Below are 18,305 nucleotides of genomic sequence, written 5' to 3' on the forward strand. Positions count from 1 at the left end.
CGGGCTGATCTTTTGTCTTAGCTTTACAAATGCATTCATGTTGTCTCCTTTCAGATGCGCATTTCACTGTCGCAGTCAAACAGATGGATCGCTGTCACATCGAAGTACAGCCGGCGCACCTCACCTGCCCGGGCGTCATATTCCGCCGGAATCTTTGCCACATACTTTTTCCCGTATAAAAGGAAAAACAAAAGCTTCTCGGCTCCGAGCAGCTCCACCTCAAGAATCATCGTCTCCACGTAATCCGCCCCGGCGCTTACACATTCCGGTGCCTCCCACAGGATGTTTTCCGGGCGTATGCCAAGGATCACGCTGTCGCTTCCGTGTCTGCTTATCCGCGCTGCATCCTCCCTGCACGGCATCATGCGGTACTCCCCGACCAGAAGCGCCGGAGCCTCCTCCCAGGAAACCACCTGTGCCTCGAAAAAGTTCATGGACGGCGTTCCGATGAATCCTGCGACAAACCGGTTGACCGGCTTTGCATAGAGGTTCGCCGGTGTATCCACCTGCTGCATTTTTCCATCCCGCATCACCACAATCCGTGTGCCAAGCGTCATGGCCTCCGTCTGATCGTGCGTAACATAGATCGTCGTTGTTCCCACCGCATGCTGCAATGCCGCCAGTTCCACCCGCATCTGCGTCCGCAGTTTCGCATCCAGATTGGACAGCGGCTCGTCCATCAAAAGCGCCCTTGGATTGCGGATAATCGCATTTCCGATCGCCACGCGCTGTTTCTGCCCGCCGGAGAGTTCTCCCGGTCTTCTGTCCAGCAGATGCTCAATGCCAAGCATCTTTGCCGTATCGTATACTTTCTTTTTTATCTCCTTCTTATCGACCTTCCTCACGCTCAGGGAAAATGCGATATTGTCGTACACGCTCATATTGGGATACAGCGCATAATTCTGAAATACCATGGCGAGATTCCGCTCCCGCGGCTCCTTGTAATTCTCGATCTCTCCGTCCACCCACAGCTCGCCCGACGAGATGTCCTCCAAACCTGCGATCATGCGCAGCAGCGTCGATTTCCCGCAGCCGGACGGTCCAACCAGAATCAAAAATTCTCCTTCTTTTATCTCAAGCGAAAAGTCATGAATTGCTTCATAACCGTTCCGGTATACTTTTCCCACATGTTCTAACGCCAATTCAGCCAAAATAAAACCTCCCAGTGCTCTCTTACATTGCAAACTCAACAGTCCTTATTGTAAGAGTTCCACCGGGAGGCAGCTATCAAATTCCTGTAATATTTTTTGTGTTTTCAGTAAACTTTATATGGTTTTTATAAAGTTTGTACAATTCGTGTAAATTTTTTCTGCTTGACGGAACCGCCTTTTCCATCTACCATAAAGGTACAGCCGTAAACCAGAAGGCTGTTTAGAAATGAGGTTACCATGAAAAAAGTGAAACGTATTCTTGCCGCAGCCGGCGCCATTCTTCTGCTTTTGCTGTATGCATCCACGCTCGTCTGCGCTTTAAGTTCCAGCGAGAATTTTATGAATCTGCTGATGGTCTCCATCTACGCGACCGTCATCATTCCGGTTCTGCTGTGGGCGTACACGCTCATCTATAAGCTCGTGCACAAGTCGTCCGAAGAGGACGCCGAGCAAAAGGAGCCGCCGCAGGGGCAGGGAAAATAGATACAAATTTCAGGATAAGAGAAAAACCGACAGAATGTTCCAGAATACAAACGGATGCGGGGATTCTTTGAAACAAAATGAGAGAATTTCTTCCCTGCCCGCCGGGACATCGAATTCCGTGTCTTTGTCACGCTTGGACAATCCACAGGGTGTGTCCGGCAACCGCAGACAATGAGCGGACTTTCTAGTGTCCCTAATGGGCACCGCTTCACAGTCAATATAAAACCGTGCGAACCGAACTCGCCGGCATCTGCTATTGAACACAGGGCAGATGCCGACTCAGACAGCGGCTTCGCGCGGTTATGTTTTGTTCAGCGGTGTCCAAAGGGACACACGAAAGTCCTAAAATTGTCTGCCGGCTTGCGGACACACCCTGTAGAGTGCTCCAAGCTTGAAAAGACATGGATCATCAGGGATGTTTCGGCGGGCAGGGTTAGAAATTCCGCATTTTGTGTTTAGAATGTCCGCATCCTTTGTATCTGGAACATCTATCGTTTTTCTCTTATTACGGAGTCCATCTCCCTGCCCGTGCAGTGGCTCTTTTGATCCGTCCTCTACTCTTCCGTACTGTCCTCGGACGCGGCGCTCTCGGTCACGTCTACGCCCACAGCCGCCTCTACGCCCTCAGTCACGTCCACACTCTCAGGCTCATCCGTCTCTTCCTCCTTTAACAATTCCTGCGGTGTCTTGGAGAAAGTGCCGGAGAGATCCCGCGACACGAGATAGATCTTATCGCTCTCTGCCACCTTCAGGTAATACTGCCCGGTCACTGCATTTTTATCTCCGAGCTGTAGCGTCGTCGTGCCGTCTGCCGTGGTGAGGGTAATGATCCCCGACGGATTTTCCAGACCATACTGCGCCAGATCCTCGCCGTCTGTAATCTCACTCTCCGCCGTAAGGCCCGTGACCGCATCCAGCATGGCGTCGATCTGTGACGTGTCGAGGGTGAGTGAAATATCCCCGTCCCAGGTCCACTCTCCGTCCGTTTTCGTGTAGGCATACACCTGACCGCCCAGCACGTACGAGAATGCCGTCACATCATCGGTTTCAAAATCGACAACTGTAAGTTTCTCTGTTTTCTCCTCGCCCGCCTCTTTTTCCTCCTGTTTCTGATTGTATACATGAATTCCTCCATAGGCTGCTGCAAGCACTGCGAGGACAAGCAGCATGCCAAAGAACTGTTTTTTCTGTTTCTTCATTATTTCTTTCTCCTTACCGCCCAGATCACAACACCGGTCACAATCAGCAGAATCGGCAGGATAACCGTTGCCGCAAGTCCGCCGATCAGCGTTCCGAGTGACGTAACCGTAATCGTTCCAAGCGTATACTCCTTGACCGGAATGACGCCCGTCGACTCTCCGTCGTCACCGGCAAGCTGTCCTAACGCATCTGAGAACATGGACACATTTCTTCCCGATACAATCGAGTCCGCATTGTCGGTCAGCATTTCCGTGGAGCCAAACACCACCAGTTTCATCGTGTTGCCGTCATCCACATCCTGCTCTGCCGCCAGCGCAATCGTAAACGGTCCTGCAATGTCCCCGTCTTCCAGCTCAGACGTCTCCGCATTTGCCACATCCGTCTTGGACACCGCCTGATCGCTTGTGACAAGCAGCGGTGTGTAGGTAATATCTTCCGCTTCCTCCGGATAACTCAGTCCCTCGCTGTACGGCGCGAAAATGTACTCGCCCGTCACAGATGAAGTATAGGCTGTCGACTCAATTTCCGGCAACAGATAATACGGGGTACTCCGGTAGCATGCTGATGCACTGTTTTCCATCACAATGCCAGCTACCCGTTCAATGCCGTACGCCTCCAGAACCGAAGCAAAATTCGGCAGATCCTGATACTCGAAGTTGCAGGCGATGAGCGCTCTTCCTCCGCCTTGCAGATACTCCTTTACCTTCGTGGCATCATCCTCCGAAAAGTCTGATGTCGGTCCGTTGATGACGATTGCCGCTGCATCGTCTGGAATCGCATCTTCCGTCAGCAATGTCAGCTGTGACACCGTCATATTGGCTTTCTCAACCGCCTCCGAGAAACCGCCAGAAAGGGTATTTTCTCCATGACCGGTAATCTCGTAGATGACCGGAAGTTCACTGTCTGCCTTCGTCACATACTGCAGGGCGCTGGTCAGCTGTCCCTCCGCATCATAACCGTCCACAGAGCTTGAATATGTAGAATAGTCATAAGAATATTCATAGATGTCGCTGTAATCCACCACGCGCGATCTCGCGTCCGACACCACGATCATACTGTTCTGGCTCGGCGCACTGTCCGTATACTGCTGATAAAAATTCGGACTCTTCGCCGGATCTTTGTAAACCACATTTAAATGTTTGGAGAGATCTTCATACCGCTGCAATGTCTCCGCCAACGTACTGTCCGCCGACTTCTCGGACGAAAGCACATAGATCGTGACGTCCTGCGACAGATTTTTCACATAATCCTTTGTGGTATCCGTCAGACTGTACAGCTTTGTGGAAGTTGCATCTACCGCCGTCCAGGAGGATGGCATCTCCTTTACCACCATGTTGACTGCAACCGCAACCGCAAATCCCACCACAATCATCGCCACGGAAAACATTCCTGTGGTCAGTTTTTTCGTCGTCATGCTCCAGCGTCTCTTCTGCACACACTGGCAGGTCAAAAACAGACACAATGCCGTCACACTGACAAAATACACAACGCCCGTCAGATCCAGACAGCCGCTCATAAAACTCTGAAGCGGTGTGTACAGATCATATGCGCCCAGTACCTTCGTGATCAGATGGTCGCCGATCAATCCCGTGATGCTGTTCATCATATATCCCAGAAAAAGGAATGCAAACGCCACGACCGCTGCAATTACCTGACTCTCCGTCAGCGCCGACGCCAGCATACCGACTGCGATGCAGGTACATCCGTACAGCCAGAAGCCCAAAACCGCCACATAGTTTTCTCCCATCGGCACCGTGCCAAAGGCAGCCAGGACAAGTGGCGTTACCGCAATCACCGCCACGGCAACGGTAAAAACGCCCACCATGGCTAAAAATTTTCCAAAAATCATCTTTCCAAGCGAAACCGGCGCTGTGAGTACCAGCTGGTCAGTTCTGCTGTGCCGCTCTTCCGCCATGGAACGCATGGTGAGAATCGGAACGGCAATCAACATGATAAACGAGATCGCCGAAAGTGTGTACGACACATACGGATATCCCGCCCGCAGATTATACGCTAAAAAGTACAGACCGTACAGTGCCAGAACGGCAGCGATAAACAGCCATCCTGTGATATTCTGAAAATAACTTTTCCACTCTCTTTTTAAAATTGCAATCATGCCTGTTCTCCTTTCCCGTCTGCTCCTGTAAGTTCAAGGAAAACATCCTCCAGCGATTTTGTCTCCGTGTGCATTTCCAGAACCGGAATCTCTTCTTTTGCGCAGGCATGAAACAATGCCTCACGGATATCTTCGCCCCGCTCCGCCGTCACATGAAACAGGACTTCCTCCGCTGCTTCTCCCGGCTCTCTGCTCACTTCCGCCACACCCGGAAGTTCCTTTAAAAGTTCCTCCATGCGCTGCTCTTTGTCTTTTACCAGAAGCGCGATTTCCTGTGCTCCCGACATCCGCTCCAGCAGATGTTCCGTCGAATCGCTCGCCACAAGTTTTCCCTTCGACAGGATAAACACATGATCGCAGACCGCCGAAATCTCTGTCAGAATATGGGAACTCAAAATCACGGTGTGCTTTTTCCCGAGCTCCTTAATCAGTTCACGCACTTCGATGATCTGCTTCGGGTCCAGTCCCACCGTGGGTTCATCCAGTATAATGACATCCGGATACCCCATGATTGCCTGTGCAAAGCCGACGCGCTGCCGATATCCTTTGGAGAGATTGCGGATCAGCCTCTCACTCACTTCCTTCGTGTGTGTCAGCTCCATAATCTCTTCTGTCTGTGTTTTTCTTACCTTTTTATCCAGACCTTTCAGCTCTGCCACGAAATCCAGATACTCCCGCACCGTCATCTCCGTATAGAGCGGCGGTATCTCCGGCAAATACCCCACGCATTTTTTTGCCTCCTGCGGATCGACAAAAATATCGTGACCGTTGATCTTCACCTCGCCGCTCGTCGCGCCAAGGTATCCTGTAATCATATTCATTGTCGTGGATTTTCCGGCACCATTCGGTCCGAGAAAACCATAGATTTTCCCGGGTTCCACCGTAAGCGTCAGATCATCCACCGCCACATGTTCCCCATATTTTTTGACCAGATGATTGATTTCAATCAAAACCATTTCCTCCTTTTTCCTGTTTCCGTATCTAGCCTACGAAAGAAATGTGTTCAAAAGGGAATCATTCTGTGATAATTCTGTGAAAACAAACCCAAAGGAATTGTTGCAATAAGCATAGACCTCTTTGGGGTGATAAGTAATATTATAAGAAACACACTTGGGGATTTCATGTGGAAATGCAGATGGAATATTCGTTTGAGAAAAATGTGAGCATTTCTTCCTGCTGAATGTTTGCATCGGATTCCGTGTCTCTTCCACGTTTGGACAATCCGACGGGTGCATGTCCGACACACCGGAGACAATGGGCGGACTTTCTGGTGTCCCTAATGGCACCTCTTCACAGACAATATAAAACCGCGCGAACCGAACTCGCCGGCATCTGCTATTAAAAATAGGGCAGATGCCGACTCAGACAGCGGCTTCGCGCGGTTATGTTTTGTTCAGAGGTGCCATAAGGGACACACACAAAAGTCCTACAAATTGTCTTCCGGGATGCGGACATGACCCGCGGAGTGCTCCAAACTTGGAAAAACACGGATCATCGAAGATGCAAACATTCGGCTGGTTAGAAATGCCACATTTTTTGAACCGAATGTCCATCTGCATTTTCATCTGAAATCCCACGATGTGATCTTCTAATGATATTACTTATCAGCCCAAAGCACGATATGCTTCTTGCGACAGTTCCCTTTCTAGCACTCTACACCGTATTCTTTTAATTTCTGTCTGGCGTCCTCGTAGCCGGTAAAACGAATGGCAGAGATGCCGCAGGCGATGGCACCGTCCACATTGTTCTGTCTGTCGTCGAGGAACACGCACTCCTCCGCGCGCAGATGAAAGCGCTCAAGCAGGGAGTGATAAATCTCCGGCTCCGGCTTAATCTGCTTCACCTCGAAGGAAAACAATGCTCCATCCACGTCCTTAAGGAAGCCAAGCGACTGATCCTTCGTCTTCGCGTATGTCCAGGCACCGTAATTGGAAAGGATATACAGGCGATACCCCTTGTCTTTTAACGTCCGCATCCATTCCCCGACATACGGAAACGGATAAATCGCCCGGTCCACATGCTCCCAGAAATTGCGGATCTGTGCTTCGTATGCCGGAGCTTTTCTGATAAAGCCTGTGAGAAGTTCCTCATCGGACAGGGCTCCCCGGTCCGCCTCGTCCCAGTCACTGGTGTGCACCGTGGCATCTGCGACTGCGCGCACCGTCTCTTCATCCATTCCAAGCGCGCGCATCGCCTCCACCGGTTCCCATGCCACCAGAACCTGTCCCACATCAAAAATGACATTCTTAATCATATGCGTCATCCTACTTGCTGCGGTAGATAATATCCTCTCTGCCCGGTCCGTTTGATACCATCGTGATTGGATATCCGATCTGCTCCTCCACAAACTCTACATACTTTCTGCAGTTCTCCGGCAGATCTTCGTATTTCTTGATGCCGCGGATATCGCACTTCCAGCCCGGAAGCTTCTTAAGTACCGGCTTTGCCTTTTCAAGCTTTGCTGTTACCGGGAAATCTGTTGTCACTTCACCGTCGATCTCATAGCCTACGCATACCGGAATCTCATCCAAGTATCCCAATACATCGAGCACGGTAAATGCAACGTCGGTTGTTCCCTGCATACGGCAGCCGTACTTACTTGCCACACAGTCGAACCATCCCATACGTCTCGGACGACCTGTCGTTGCGCCGAATTCTCCGCCGTCGCCGCCGCGTCTTCTGAGCTCGTCTGCCTCATCCCCGAAAATCTCGCTGACAAATGCGCCTGCTCCGACTGCGGAAGAATAAGCCTTGCACACCGTTACGATCTTCTTGATCTCATACGGCGGGATGCCTGCTCCGATCGCACCGTAAGCTGCCAGCGTGGAGGAGGATGTTACCATCGGATAGATTCCGTGATCCGGATCCTTTAAAGTTCCAAGCTGTCCCTCCAGCAGAATACGCTTGCCGTCTTTGATTGCCTGATCGAGGAATAAGGAGACATCCCCGACATACGGAGCAACCATATCCCTGTACTCATGCAAGGTTGCAAGAAGTTCCTCTTCCTTTAATAACGGCTTATGATACATATGCTCCAGCATGATGTTCTTCGTCTCGCAGGTGCGCTTTACCTTTTCTTTTAAGAGCTCCTCATCGAACAGCTCGCTGACCTGGAAACCGATCTTTGCATACTTGTCCGAATAGAACGGTGCGATTCCTGACTTTGTGGAACCGAAAGAATTCTTGCCGAGACGCTCCTCCTCGTACTGGTCGAACAGGACATGATACGGCATAACCATCTGTGCTCTGTCCGAGATCATCAGCTTCGGTGCCGGTACGTTGCGGTCTGTGATCGACTTGAGCTCGCCGATTACCTTCGGGATGTCGAGTGCGACACCGTTTCCGATAATATTTGTGATATGGCTGTGGAATACGCCGGACGGCAATGTGTGCAGTGCAAACTTGCCATAATTGTTCACAATGGTGTGTCCTGCATTTGCTCCGCCCTGAAAACGGATGACGATGTCAGCCTCATCCGCGAGCATATCTGTGATCTTGCCTTTTCCCTCATCGCCCCAGTTAGCGCCTACTACTGCTGTAACCATATGTTTTTCCTCCTGATATGATACACTTTTTTGCCGGAAGTCCGCATTTTCCTGATTCCAGGCTGCATCCATGCGGCCGGTCTGTCCGAAAGCAGCATCCACTCTGTAAATCTGCCTCATGACATAAAAAGTGACGGTTGTAAAAAACCGTCACTCACTTCCGCCTTTTTACTTATTGATTATACACGAACCTTTTGTATAAGTAAAATCAATATTCATTATATGTGGCATAAGTATTTATTATGCCTGTTTCTAAAAGAAAATCCCTGCTTACTGTGATGTCCCCTGTACCAGAACATTCATCAGCGTAGCCGCTGCGGCGGACAGCGGAATCCGTTCATTTGCAACAATGCAGAACGTACGCGCCGGTATCTCCTCCAAGAACCGCAGTTCAAACAGATCTCCCTCCGTCAGGTGCTCCTCGGCAAAATTTCTGACCACACTTGCAATTCCAAGGTTGCGCACCGCAAACTGGATCAGCATATCGCTGGTGGCAAGTTCAAACTCCGGCCGGATCGTCACCTGCTTCGACGCAAGGAATTGCTCTACATACGTCCTGGTCGAGGTATTTCCCTCCAGACACATGACCGGCAGCTTCATCAGTTCCTCGTACCCCAGCATGCGCTCCTTTAAATATTCAAACTTCCTGCCTGCCACAAACACATCCCGGATCTCCTTCACCGGAATACATTTGAGCGAAGCTCTCTTCTCGACCGGTGTGCTCACGATGCCAAAATCAATGCGGCCGTCGCAGAGATGGCGGATCGTCTCCGGAGTCGGCGCATTCGTCACCGTCACACGGATTCCCGGGTAGCGCTCATGAAATTCTTCCAGATACGGAAGCAGGAAATACTTTAACGTCATGTCGCTGGCACCGATACAGATTTCGCCCTGTTCCAGATTCAGCATCTCAGAGAGCTTCCTCTCGCCCGAGAGGATCGTTTCATAGCCGCGCTGCACATAGGAATAGAGCATCTCTCCCTCCTTGGTCAGCCGCACGCCCTTGGTCGTCCGCACAAACAGTGGGCACGAAAGCGCCTGCTCTAAATGCTTCACCGCCTGGCTGACTGCAGGCTGCGAGATGGTAAGCTGCTCCGCCGCTAATGTGATGCTCTGGGAGCCTGCCACATAATAAAAAATTTTATAATATTCCAGATTGATGTCCATGGATCTCTCCTGGGAAAAAAGTCTCATTTTTTTTACAAAAACGGATTGTATTTTCCACTGTCATGAAGTATACTATGCCTTACGCAAAGTACCAGTATCTCTACTATAACAGACTATGAAGGGAGACGCAATCCAATGACCAAAGATATGACCACCGGCAGCCCGCTTCGGATTATCCTGCTATTTTCTATTCCGGTTCTGCTCGGCAATCTGTTCCAGCAGTTCTATAATATGGTAGATACGATTATTGTCGGACGCTATCTCGGCGAGGAGGCTCTCGCCGCCGTCGGCTCAACCGGCTGCCTGATGTTTCTTGTGCTCGGTTTTGCCAACGGCATCGCCCAGGGCTTCGGCGTCATGGTTTCACACGCTTTCGGAGCCAAAGATTTTAAGCTGCTCCGTCACTACGTGGCGCTCTCCCTGATTCTTACACTGATTATATCGCTTCTGCTGACCATCCCAACGGTGACAGCTTCCCGCCTCCTTCTGGCATGGATGCACACACCGGAAAATATTATTGCCATGGCAGACGCTTATATTAAGGTAATTTTTGCGGGCATTCTGCTGACAATGGCGTACAACGTGTTATCCGGCATCCTGCGCGGCATCGGCGACAGCCGCACTCCTCTCTACTTCCTGATTCTCTCGTCCGTGCTCAACATCATCTTAGATGTCGTACTGATCGTGTACACAGGGCTTGGAACCGCAGGAGCCGCCTACGCGACAATCATCGCACAGGGAGTCTCCGCCGTGCTCTGCTTCTTTTATATGTACCGGAAATACGATATCCTGCGCACCAGACATGAGGATTATTATCTGGATTCCGCCGGCGTAAAAAACATGCTCGCCATCGGTGTGCCGATGGCGCTCAACTACTCAATTACCGCCATTGGCACCATGATTATGCAGAGTGCGGTCAACGTGTTTGGCTCGAGTGTGGTCGCCGCCTTCACCGCGGCCTCCAAGGTCAGCAATATCGCGACCCAGTCCATGCCGACACTCGGCACCGCAATGGCAACCTACTGCGGACAGAACCTCGGTGCCGGCAAATACGACCGCATCTACGCCGGCATGCGGCAGGGACTTCTCCTCTGCTTCGGTGCGGCAGCCACAGCCGCCGCGATCTGCATCTTTGGCGGACGTTTTATTGTGAGCTGGTTCGTGAGCAATCCTTCCGAGGAGATCTTCTCTTCCGCCATGCAGTACCTGACGATCGCAAGCTGGTTCTTTCTCCCGCTCGCCATGATCTTTTTATACCGCAATGCCTTACAGGGCCTGGATCAAGGACTGATCCCCATGCTCTCCGGTGTCGTCGAGCTCGCCTGCCGCTTCGGCGTCATCGCTCTCGTTCCGGCGAGCACCGGCTTCTTCGGTGTCTGCTTCGCTGATCCGGCTGCCTGGGCCGGTGCCGGCATCCCGCTGTTTATCACCTATCTTCTCTGGGAGCACCGGATGAAGCAGTGTTCCAAGGCGGCGTAAACATTTTTCCCTCACACGGAAATGCATCCTATTGCATCAAAAAGACCGTACTCCGTCATCCCGGAATACGGTCTTTTATATTGTCCTGTTTTATTTTATCTACGCTTCCAGCTCCGGAATCTCCTTCGAGCAGGCAACAGCAAGTGCCCCCGGTCCAATATGACATGATACGCTCAGTGACAGCGGATCCATATGAATCTCCAGTCCCGGAAATGCTTCCTGCACCTCCTGCCTGAACGCTTCCGCAGCATCCAGATCGTACGTGTACGCCATCTCCAGATGCATACTCTTTCCTTCCGGATCATGGAACCGCTCCGCAAAATCGTGCTTCATCGCCTCGATCATCAGGTTCTTCGCCTGCTTGACAGTTCTCGCCTTGGCAAATGCATCCAGCTTCTCTCCCTGGATCTGCAGTACCGGCTTTAACTTTAACAACGTTCCAAGCGCTGCCGCCGCCGGCGTGATACGTCCGCCCTTCTTCAGATAATACAGGGTATCCACCATAATATAAATGGAAGACTCAAATTTATCTCTCTCCAGAATCTCCTTAATCTCCACTGCACTGCGTCCCTGCTCTGCCAACGCCATCGCATCCAGCACAGACTGCCGCTGCGTCACAGAGATTCTCTGGTTATTCACAACCTGCACCTTTCCCTCGTAATCCTGCGCCAGCATCAACGCCGTCTCACAGGAGCCGCTGAGGCCGGATGACATCGGAATATGCACAATCTCATCATACTCCTTCAGCAATGCATCCCATGTATCTGTCACATTCCCGACAAGCGGCATCGATGTGGAAATATTGGCATTCTCGGACAGCATCTGATAAAACTCTTTCTGTGACAGATCAATGTCCTCATATAATGTCTTGTCTCCCACAAAAAAAGGCATCGGCAGAATGGTGATTCCAAGTTCTTCCGCCTGCAATTGCGTAATTCCGCTGTTGCTGTCAGATACGATTGCTACTTTGCTCATAACTTCTACTCTCCCTTACAATGTCTCTGATCGTTCCTTGATGTTCTTCTTAAAATTGATGATCTCATGCTCATACTCAGTATTCATATAAGTGGAATGAATCATAAAATCTGCCGACGCCCGGTTGTTGGCGATCGGGATGTCATACACCTGCGCGATACGCAAAAGCGCTTTCACATCCGGGTCATGCGGCTGTGCTGTCAGCGGGTCAGAGAAGAAAATCACAAAATCCACTCTTCCCTCCACAATCTTTGCGCCAATCTGCTGGTCTCCGCCGAGAGGGCCACTGTTATAGCCTCTTACCGGGAGTCCTGTCTGATCCGTAATCATACGTGCTGTCGTACCTGTGCCACATAGAAAATGCTGCTTTAAAATCTCCTTGTTCTGCTCACACCAGTCAATCAGATCTGCTTTTTTATTGTCATGCGCAATCAGTGCAATATTCTTTTGTTTTCCTATTGTCATTGTAATAAAATCTTCACTCATAATCTCTGGATCCCCCCTTATCATTTTTCTAATGCATTGTACCATATTTTGTCCCGGACCGCCACCAAAAAATAATAGAAAGCGCACCGTAGCACGCTTTCTATTATTAAAAACGCTAAAATGACTCTTCTATTCATTCTACATGTATACTTTTGTATACCGCATCACGCCTGTTCCTGTGCTACAACCTCACGCATTCTCTCCGAAATCTTGTAAATTTCGCCAAGCAGATCATTCAGATTCTCCATATTCTGCATACTATCCTCACTCATAGACATGCTGTTTTCTGAGGATGCCGCAACCTCTTCACTCGTTGCAGATAAATTGGTAATACTGTCATTGATCTGCGTATTTGCTGAAAGGATACTCTCCACCTCACCAGACAAATTCTGCATAGAATTCTGGAACAAATTCATCTTATCCTCGATAACAGTAAACTTCTCTCTCGTTGTCTCGATCATCTCGTTCTGCTTATCTGCAGACTCCGCTGACTTCTGCATATTTACAGAGGCTTCCTCCACATTTACCGTCAATTTTTCGATAATCTCCGTGATCTTTCCCGTCGACTCCTTCGTCTCCTCTGAAAGCTTGCGGATCTCGTCTGCCACAACCGCAAAGCCTTTTCCAGCCTCCCCTGCTCTGGCTGCCTCAATGGACGCATTGAGTGCAAGCAGATTGGTCTGATCGGAAATGCTTAAAATCGTTCCGATAATGACCTCCACTTCCTTTATGCGGTTGTCCAGTTCTTCCGTCGTGGTTCTTGTGGCGCGGTTGATCTCCGCCGTCTGGGTTGCCTGCTCCTTCAGCTCGGCGATCAGGTCAGCGCCCTCACGGAGCGCGTCCTGTGTCGCATCTGACGCCGTCTGCATCTCTTTCGTCTCTTTTTCGGCGTTTTCAATATTCGTCTGGATGCCGTTCGTCTGCATCGTCTGCTGCTCAATCGCTTCCGCCGTCAGCTTGACGCTCGATGCAATCTCCTTGACGGAGTTGTTGCTGCTGACCATGCTCTCCGTCAGCACATCCGCTTTCTCTCTCGCACTGTCGAACTTCTCGGACAGCGCTCCCGACATCTGAATGATCTCATCCGCCACACGCGCCGCCGCATCCATCTGTGACTTAATGGCATCTGTATCCTCAACATGGTGTCTCGCCTGCAGATCTACCGCAATACACATCACAACACCGAAAGAAATGGCAAACACTATCTGTACAACTGACTCGCTCCGTGTCCCAGGATATTTCACAAAATGAAGTATGCCCGAAATTACATTCAGCGCTCCCATCGCAATAGCGCTGATGCGTGCCAGCCTTATATCACGATACAACATAACCGTAAGCATAATTAAATACATAAATGCATAAAAGACCACGTTTTTGTTTGATAAGATCATCACTGCATAGGTAAGAAACATACACGAAAGTGAAATCATAACAAATTTCCTATCCCCGCGATACCGGACATGTCCAACAAAAAATATCACGAGAAGAATGACATTGACTACCATGCGTGCCAGCACAACAGATTTATCCGCTGTTGCATCCACAAATCCAAGCAGTGTCAGTGCATTCAAAAGCCCAAGGATGATAAGTCCAAGGATGAATGTAATCTTGTTGCGTTCCAATCTTTGTTTTTGTTTTAATTTCATAACAATCCCTTCCTTTGTAAGATCTCACCCGGGCAGACAGATCTTTCCATCCATCAGCATCTTCACAAACGCCGTATCCCGGATAATCCAGGAATCTTTCTCAATCAGAATATTCCTGTGATAGACTTCCTCCGGCGTCGCCCATTTTAACTGATACCCCTTTGCAATCTCACTCGGGGTAAGTGAAAGTGGCGCCTGCTCGTCCAAAACATCGCAGTAAAAAAAAAAGAGAATGGCAGATAAACTTTTTATCCGGCTCAAAAATATCTCTGTGCAGTTCTATTATCTCGCCCAGCTCACAGATACTCTCCGGCCTGACATAAAGTCCTGTCTCCTCTTTTACTTCACGGATCAGCGTCTGCTCATAATTCTCACCCGGCTCCTGCCCGCCTCCGGGGATCTTATATTCTCCCTCCTGGCTGCACTGCATGGCAAGCCTGCCGTCACGCACAATGATCGCCCGTATCGAATACTTTTCATAGATACCCGTCGTGCCCTCATAATCACGGGCATCAAATGTCGCAAGGATCTTCATACGCATTTCCTCCGTGCCGCTTCACTTTTCTTGAATTATATTCCCTTTTTGCAATTATCGCAATATTTTTCAAATATTTTTATTTTAAACATTTTCTGTAATAAGAACACAGTTTTCTAATTGCAGAAAAAAAATCCACCCCGGTCGATTGACCGGGATGGATTCCCTCTTCGGATGGGATTTACATCATTCCCATTCCGCCTGCGCCGCCTGCCGGCATTGCCGGTGCGTCCTCTTTGATGTTTGCCACCACAGACTCTGTGGTAAGTAAGGTAGATGCTACAGAAGTTGCGTTCTGTAATGCGGTTCTTGTCACCTTAACCGGATCCAGGATACCCTGCTCTACCATGTCTACATACTGCTCCGTTGCTGCGTTAAATCCAACGCCTGCCGGAGATTCTTTTACTTTATTGATGATGACTGCGCCCTCTAATCCTGCATTTGCGGAAATGTAGTACAGCGGAGCCTCCAATGCCTTTAAGATAACCTTCGCACCGGTCTTCTCATCGCCCTCAAGCGTATCTGCGAGTGCTGCCACATCCTTGGTTGCATGAATGTATGCGGAACCGCCTCCTGCAATGATGCCTTCCTCGACTGCTGCTCTCGTTGCGTTTAACGCATCTTCCATACGAAGCTTTGCTTCCTTCATCTCCGTCTCAGTTGCTGCGCCGACACGGATCACTGCTACGCCGCCTGCAAGCTTTGCAAGACGCTCCTGTAACTTCTCCTTGTCGAACTCGGAAGTTGTCTCCTCGATCTGACCGCGGATCTGGTGGATTCTCGCCTGAATAGCGTCCTTATTGCCTGCACCGTCCACGATTACCGTGTTCTCCTTCTGAACTTTAACGGATTTTGCACGTCCGAGCTGATCCATTGTGGTATCCTTAAGCTCTAATCCGAGATCGGAGCTGATAACCTGACCGCCGGTTAAGATTGCGATATCCTCGAGCATTGCCTTTCTTCTATCGCCGTAGCCCGGAGCCTTGACTGCCACTACATTGAAAGTACCACGCAGTTTGTTGACGATCAATGTTGTAAGTGCCTCGCCCTCGATGTCCTCAGCGATGATGAGAAGTCTTGCGCCGCTCTGTACGATCTGCTCTAATAACGGCAGGATCTCCTGAATGTTGCTGATCTTCTTATCTGTGATTAAGATATACGGATCATCCAGAACCGCTTCCATTTTATCCATATCGGTGCACATATATGCGGATACATATCCACGGTCAAACTGCATACCTTCTACCAGATCAAGCTCTGTCTGCATGGTCTTGGACTCCTCGATGGTGATAACGCCATCGTTAGATACCTTCTCCATCGCATCTGCTACCATGTTGCCGACTTCCTCGTCACCTGCAGAGATAGCTGCAACTTTTGCGATCTGATCTTTTCCTTTTACTTTGGAAGACATTGCAAGGATGGACTCCACTGCCTTGTCTGTTGCCTTCTTCATACCGCGGCGAAGCACGATCGGGTTGGCGCCTGCCTCCAGATTCTTCATACCTTCCTGGATCATTGCCTGTGCAAGTACGGTTGCGGTTGTGGTACCGTCACCGGCAACATCGTTGGTCTTGGTTGCAACTTCCTTGACGAGCTGTGCTCCCATGTTCTCGAATGCATCCTCAAGCTCGATCTCCTTTGCGATCGTCACACCATCGTTGGTGATAAGTGGTGCTCCGTAGGACTTGTCGAGTACGACGTTTCTTCCTTTCGGTCCGAGTGTTACTCTGACGGTATTTGCCAGCTTATCTACGCCGGCTCCTAATGCTGTTCTTGCCTCTGTTCCGTATTTGATTTCCTTTGCCATGACTGATCTACCTCTCTATCTCTTATTCTGATTCAAATTACAGGGATGCTTCCCAGCTGCTTATTCTACGACAGCCAGAATATCGCTCTGTCTTACAATGATGTATTCCTCTCCATCCAGCTTTACTTCTGTTCCTGCATATTTGGAATAGATGACCTTCTGTCCGGTCTTTACCTGCATGGTAACTTCCTTGCCGTCTACCATTCCGCCAGGACCTACGGCGATTACCTCTGCCTCCTGCGGCTTCTCCTGTGCGCTGCTGGTAAGAATAATACCAGACTTTGTGGTCTCCTCTGCCTCACACTGTTTTAATACAACTCTGTCACTCAATGGTACTAATTTCATTTTGTAGACCTCCTGTTTTATGATCTGAAATAATATCTTTCGTTTTGTTATTAGCACTCATTTCGTTTGAGTGCTAACCGATAGTGTTATAATAGTTTTTTAGCATGTGATCTGCAACCGGATATATTCCGGTATATTTGCATTTATATTGCTCTTTTCTCGTTTTTTCTTTTGTTTTCTTGTATTTTTATATTTTCATCCATTTTTTGTGATTTTATACTTTTTTTAGAAACTTACCGTCGCTTCTCTCCAACGACCTGTTTCACCGTTTTGCGGACAGTTTTATTTCCCTCCGACCACAGGAGTTTTAAGGCTTTTGCAAAGACCTTCTGGCTCTTCTCCGGCAGGTGGCTTTTCGCCTTCATCAGCTCCTGCACCGCCTTCCATTTGCTGTGGTAAAAATCATCCACCGTCTTAATGTCCGCCGCTTCAAGCATGCCGAATACCGTATCCACAATCTGTTCGCGTTCCTCCCCGTTCAGCTGGTAAATCCATGCCTTCATCGTCTCATCCAACATCAGGCTCTGGGCCGCCACCTCCCTGACATAGACAAAGGATGTGCCGAGCACCTCCCACGACATGGCATCGTGCTGCTGGATTCCACTGTTGGAACTGCGCACCACCTCATACGCCTCCTGGTGCTCCAAGAGCATTCCGACAATCGAAGATTCCGGCAGAATCGTGTGGATTTTCGGCAGTACGCGCTGGTATGCCGCGCCCTCTACAATATCCCTGCGGAACCCAGGTCCGTCGTTGCTGTAGACCGCAAGAATCCGGTCCTGCAGCCCGCTGCTGCAGTGGACTGCAGCATAGACAGCAAGATTTCCGCCCTTGGAGTGACCCCCGATGCGCACGGGGCAGCTGCCATCTCCAAGCATCTGTTCCACGTACGCAGCGGCTTTCAGCTGACCGGGCGTCTCCGAGAGGTATCCCATATTAAAATCCTCTCTCCACCCTGTGATCGTATTGTCCGTGCCGCGGAACGACACATAGATACTGCCATCCGGCAGCCCGGCGCACATGACCGCAAACTGTGACTGCTCCTCCTCACTGATGTCATTGACGTAACCCCAGAGCTTCACGTCACGAAAACGCTCTGTTTTCGCCATCTTCTCCAAAACAAACGGCGCCGCCTTTGTCATTGACACCCGCGCAAGGATCTCCTCCCTGCTGTTCTGCTCCCAGAACGCGGCGGATGCCTCCGCAAGCGTGACTGCCTCCGCCTCGCTCTGCCCGGTCACAATCCCGTCAAACGAAGTATATACCAGCTCCGCAAAAAGCAGATTATCCACCTCGTTAAATCCGGACGCGGTGAAAGTCAGATCCCCCCGCCAGTCCAGATAATCCATCATGTTTGCCATCCCGCTCCT

Annotated in this window: 17 protein-coding genes; 2 read left to right on the forward strand and 15 right to left on the reverse strand. The window is 50.1% G+C overall.

Annotated features, from left to right (window positions below):
- Window positions 1-50 precede the first annotated feature (50 nt).
- Window positions 51-1,151 (reverse strand): ABC transporter ATP-binding protein, encoded by a 1,101-nt coding sequence (locus RHOM_RS09055; RefSeq protein ID WP_014080000.1) that lies wholly within the window; start codon window positions 1,149-1,151, stop codon window positions 51-53.
- Between the two features lie 237 nt (window positions 1,152-1,388).
- Here RHOM_RS09055 and RHOM_RS09060 point away from each other — a divergent pair, with 237 nt between their 5' ends.
- Window positions 1,389-1,634, forward strand: a complete 246-nt coding sequence (locus RHOM_RS09060; protein WP_014080001.1) for a hypothetical protein — start codon at window positions 1,389-1,391, stop codon at window positions 1,632-1,634.
- 554 nt (window positions 1,635-2,188) lie between these two features.
- Here RHOM_RS09060 and RHOM_RS09065 read toward each other — a convergent pair.
- From RHOM_RS09065 to RHOM_RS09090, 6 genes are all read right to left on the reverse strand, one after another.
- Entirely contained in the window at window positions 2,189-2,833 is a 645-nt protein-coding gene (locus RHOM_RS09065; RefSeq protein WP_014080002.1) for a DUF4340 domain-containing protein, read from the reverse strand.
- The gene (locus RHOM_RS09070) at window positions 2,833-4,950 is read right to left on the reverse strand and encodes a Gldg family protein (RefSeq protein WP_014080003.1); all 2,118 of its coding nucleotides are present in this window, start codon (window positions 4,948-4,950) and stop codon (window positions 2,833-2,835) included. Before RHOM_RS09070 ends, RHOM_RS09065 begins: the two co-directional genes overlap by 1 nt.
- Entirely contained in the window at window positions 4,947-5,900 is a 954-nt protein-coding gene (locus RHOM_RS09075; RefSeq protein WP_014080004.1) for an ABC transporter ATP-binding protein, read from the reverse strand. The genes RHOM_RS09070 and RHOM_RS09075 overlap by 4 nt, the downstream gene beginning before the upstream one ends.
- 695 nt (window positions 5,901-6,595) lie before the next feature.
- On the reverse strand, window positions 6,596-7,204 hold the full coding sequence (locus tag RHOM_RS09080; RefSeq protein WP_014080005.1) for an HAD family hydrolase: 609 nt from the start codon (window positions 7,202-7,204) through the stop codon (window positions 6,596-6,598).
- 10 nt (window positions 7,205-7,214) lie between these two features.
- A complete protein-coding gene (locus RHOM_RS09085; protein WP_044024949.1) occupies window positions 7,215-8,495 on the reverse strand; it encodes an adenylosuccinate synthase in 1,281 nt (426 codons plus the stop codon).
- 270 nt (window positions 8,496-8,765) lie between these two features.
- Entirely contained in the window at window positions 8,766-9,662 is an 897-nt protein-coding gene (locus RHOM_RS09090) for a LysR family transcriptional regulator (RefSeq protein ID WP_014080007.1), read from the reverse strand.
- Window positions 9,663-9,797: 135 nt separating this feature from the next.
- Between RHOM_RS09090 and RHOM_RS09095 the strand changes: the two genes are divergently transcribed.
- Window positions 9,798-11,141, forward strand: a complete 1,344-nt coding sequence (locus tag RHOM_RS09095) for an MATE family efflux transporter (protein WP_014080008.1) — start codon at window positions 9,798-9,800, stop codon at window positions 11,139-11,141.
- Between the two features lie 99 nt (window positions 11,142-11,240).
- Here RHOM_RS09095 and RHOM_RS09100 read toward each other — a convergent pair whose 3' ends face one another.
- The 8 genes from RHOM_RS09100 to RHOM_RS09130 form a co-directional block, all read right to left on the reverse strand.
- A complete protein-coding gene (locus RHOM_RS09100; RefSeq protein ID WP_014080009.1) occupies window positions 11,241-12,116 on the reverse strand; it encodes a DegV family protein in 876 nt (291 codons plus the stop codon).
- A 15-nt stretch (window positions 12,117-12,131) separates the two neighbouring features.
- Window positions 12,132-12,602, reverse strand: a complete 471-nt coding sequence (locus RHOM_RS09105) for a methylglyoxal synthase (protein ID WP_014080010.1) — start codon at window positions 12,600-12,602, stop codon at window positions 12,132-12,134.
- Window positions 12,603-12,766: 164 nt separating this feature from the next.
- Window positions 12,767-14,248 carry a methyl-accepting chemotaxis protein gene (locus RHOM_RS09110; protein WP_014080011.1) on the reverse strand — a complete coding sequence of 494 codons (1,482 nt, stop codon included), beginning with the start codon at window positions 14,246-14,248 and terminating at the stop codon, window positions 12,767-12,769.
- Window positions 14,249-14,272: 24 nt separating this feature from the next.
- On the reverse strand, window positions 14,273-14,455 hold the full coding sequence (locus RHOM_RS17940; RefSeq protein WP_014080012.1) for a hypothetical protein: 183 nt from the start codon (window positions 14,453-14,455) through the stop codon (window positions 14,273-14,275).
- Window positions 14,418-14,783 carry an NUDIX domain-containing protein gene (locus RHOM_RS09115; RefSeq protein WP_014080013.1) on the reverse strand — a complete coding sequence of 122 codons (366 nt, stop codon included), beginning with the start codon at window positions 14,781-14,783 and terminating at the stop codon, window positions 14,418-14,420. Before RHOM_RS09115 ends, RHOM_RS17940 begins: the two co-directional genes overlap by 38 nt.
- Window positions 14,784-14,964: 181 nt before the next feature.
- On the reverse strand, window positions 14,965-16,590 hold the full coding sequence (gene groL / locus RHOM_RS09120; protein ID WP_014080014.1) for a chaperonin GroEL: 1,626 nt from the start codon (window positions 16,588-16,590) through the stop codon (window positions 14,965-14,967).
- 60 nt (window positions 16,591-16,650) lie between these two features.
- Window positions 16,651-16,935, reverse strand: coding sequence for a co-chaperone GroES (gene groES, locus RHOM_RS09125; RefSeq protein WP_014080015.1), 285 nt, complete (start codon window positions 16,933-16,935; stop codon window positions 16,651-16,653).
- 233 nt (window positions 16,936-17,168) lie between these two features.
- Window positions 17,169-18,296 (reverse strand): DUF2974 domain-containing protein, encoded by a 1,128-nt coding sequence (locus tag RHOM_RS09130; RefSeq protein ID WP_014080016.1) that lies wholly within the window; start codon window positions 18,294-18,296, stop codon window positions 17,169-17,171.
- Window positions 18,297-18,305 lie beyond the last annotated feature (9 nt).

Origin of the sequence: Roseburia hominis A2-183, assembly GCF_000225345.1 — a bacterium.
Taxonomy (GTDB): domain Bacteria; phylum Bacillota; class Clostridia; order Lachnospirales; family Lachnospiraceae; genus Roseburia; species Roseburia hominis.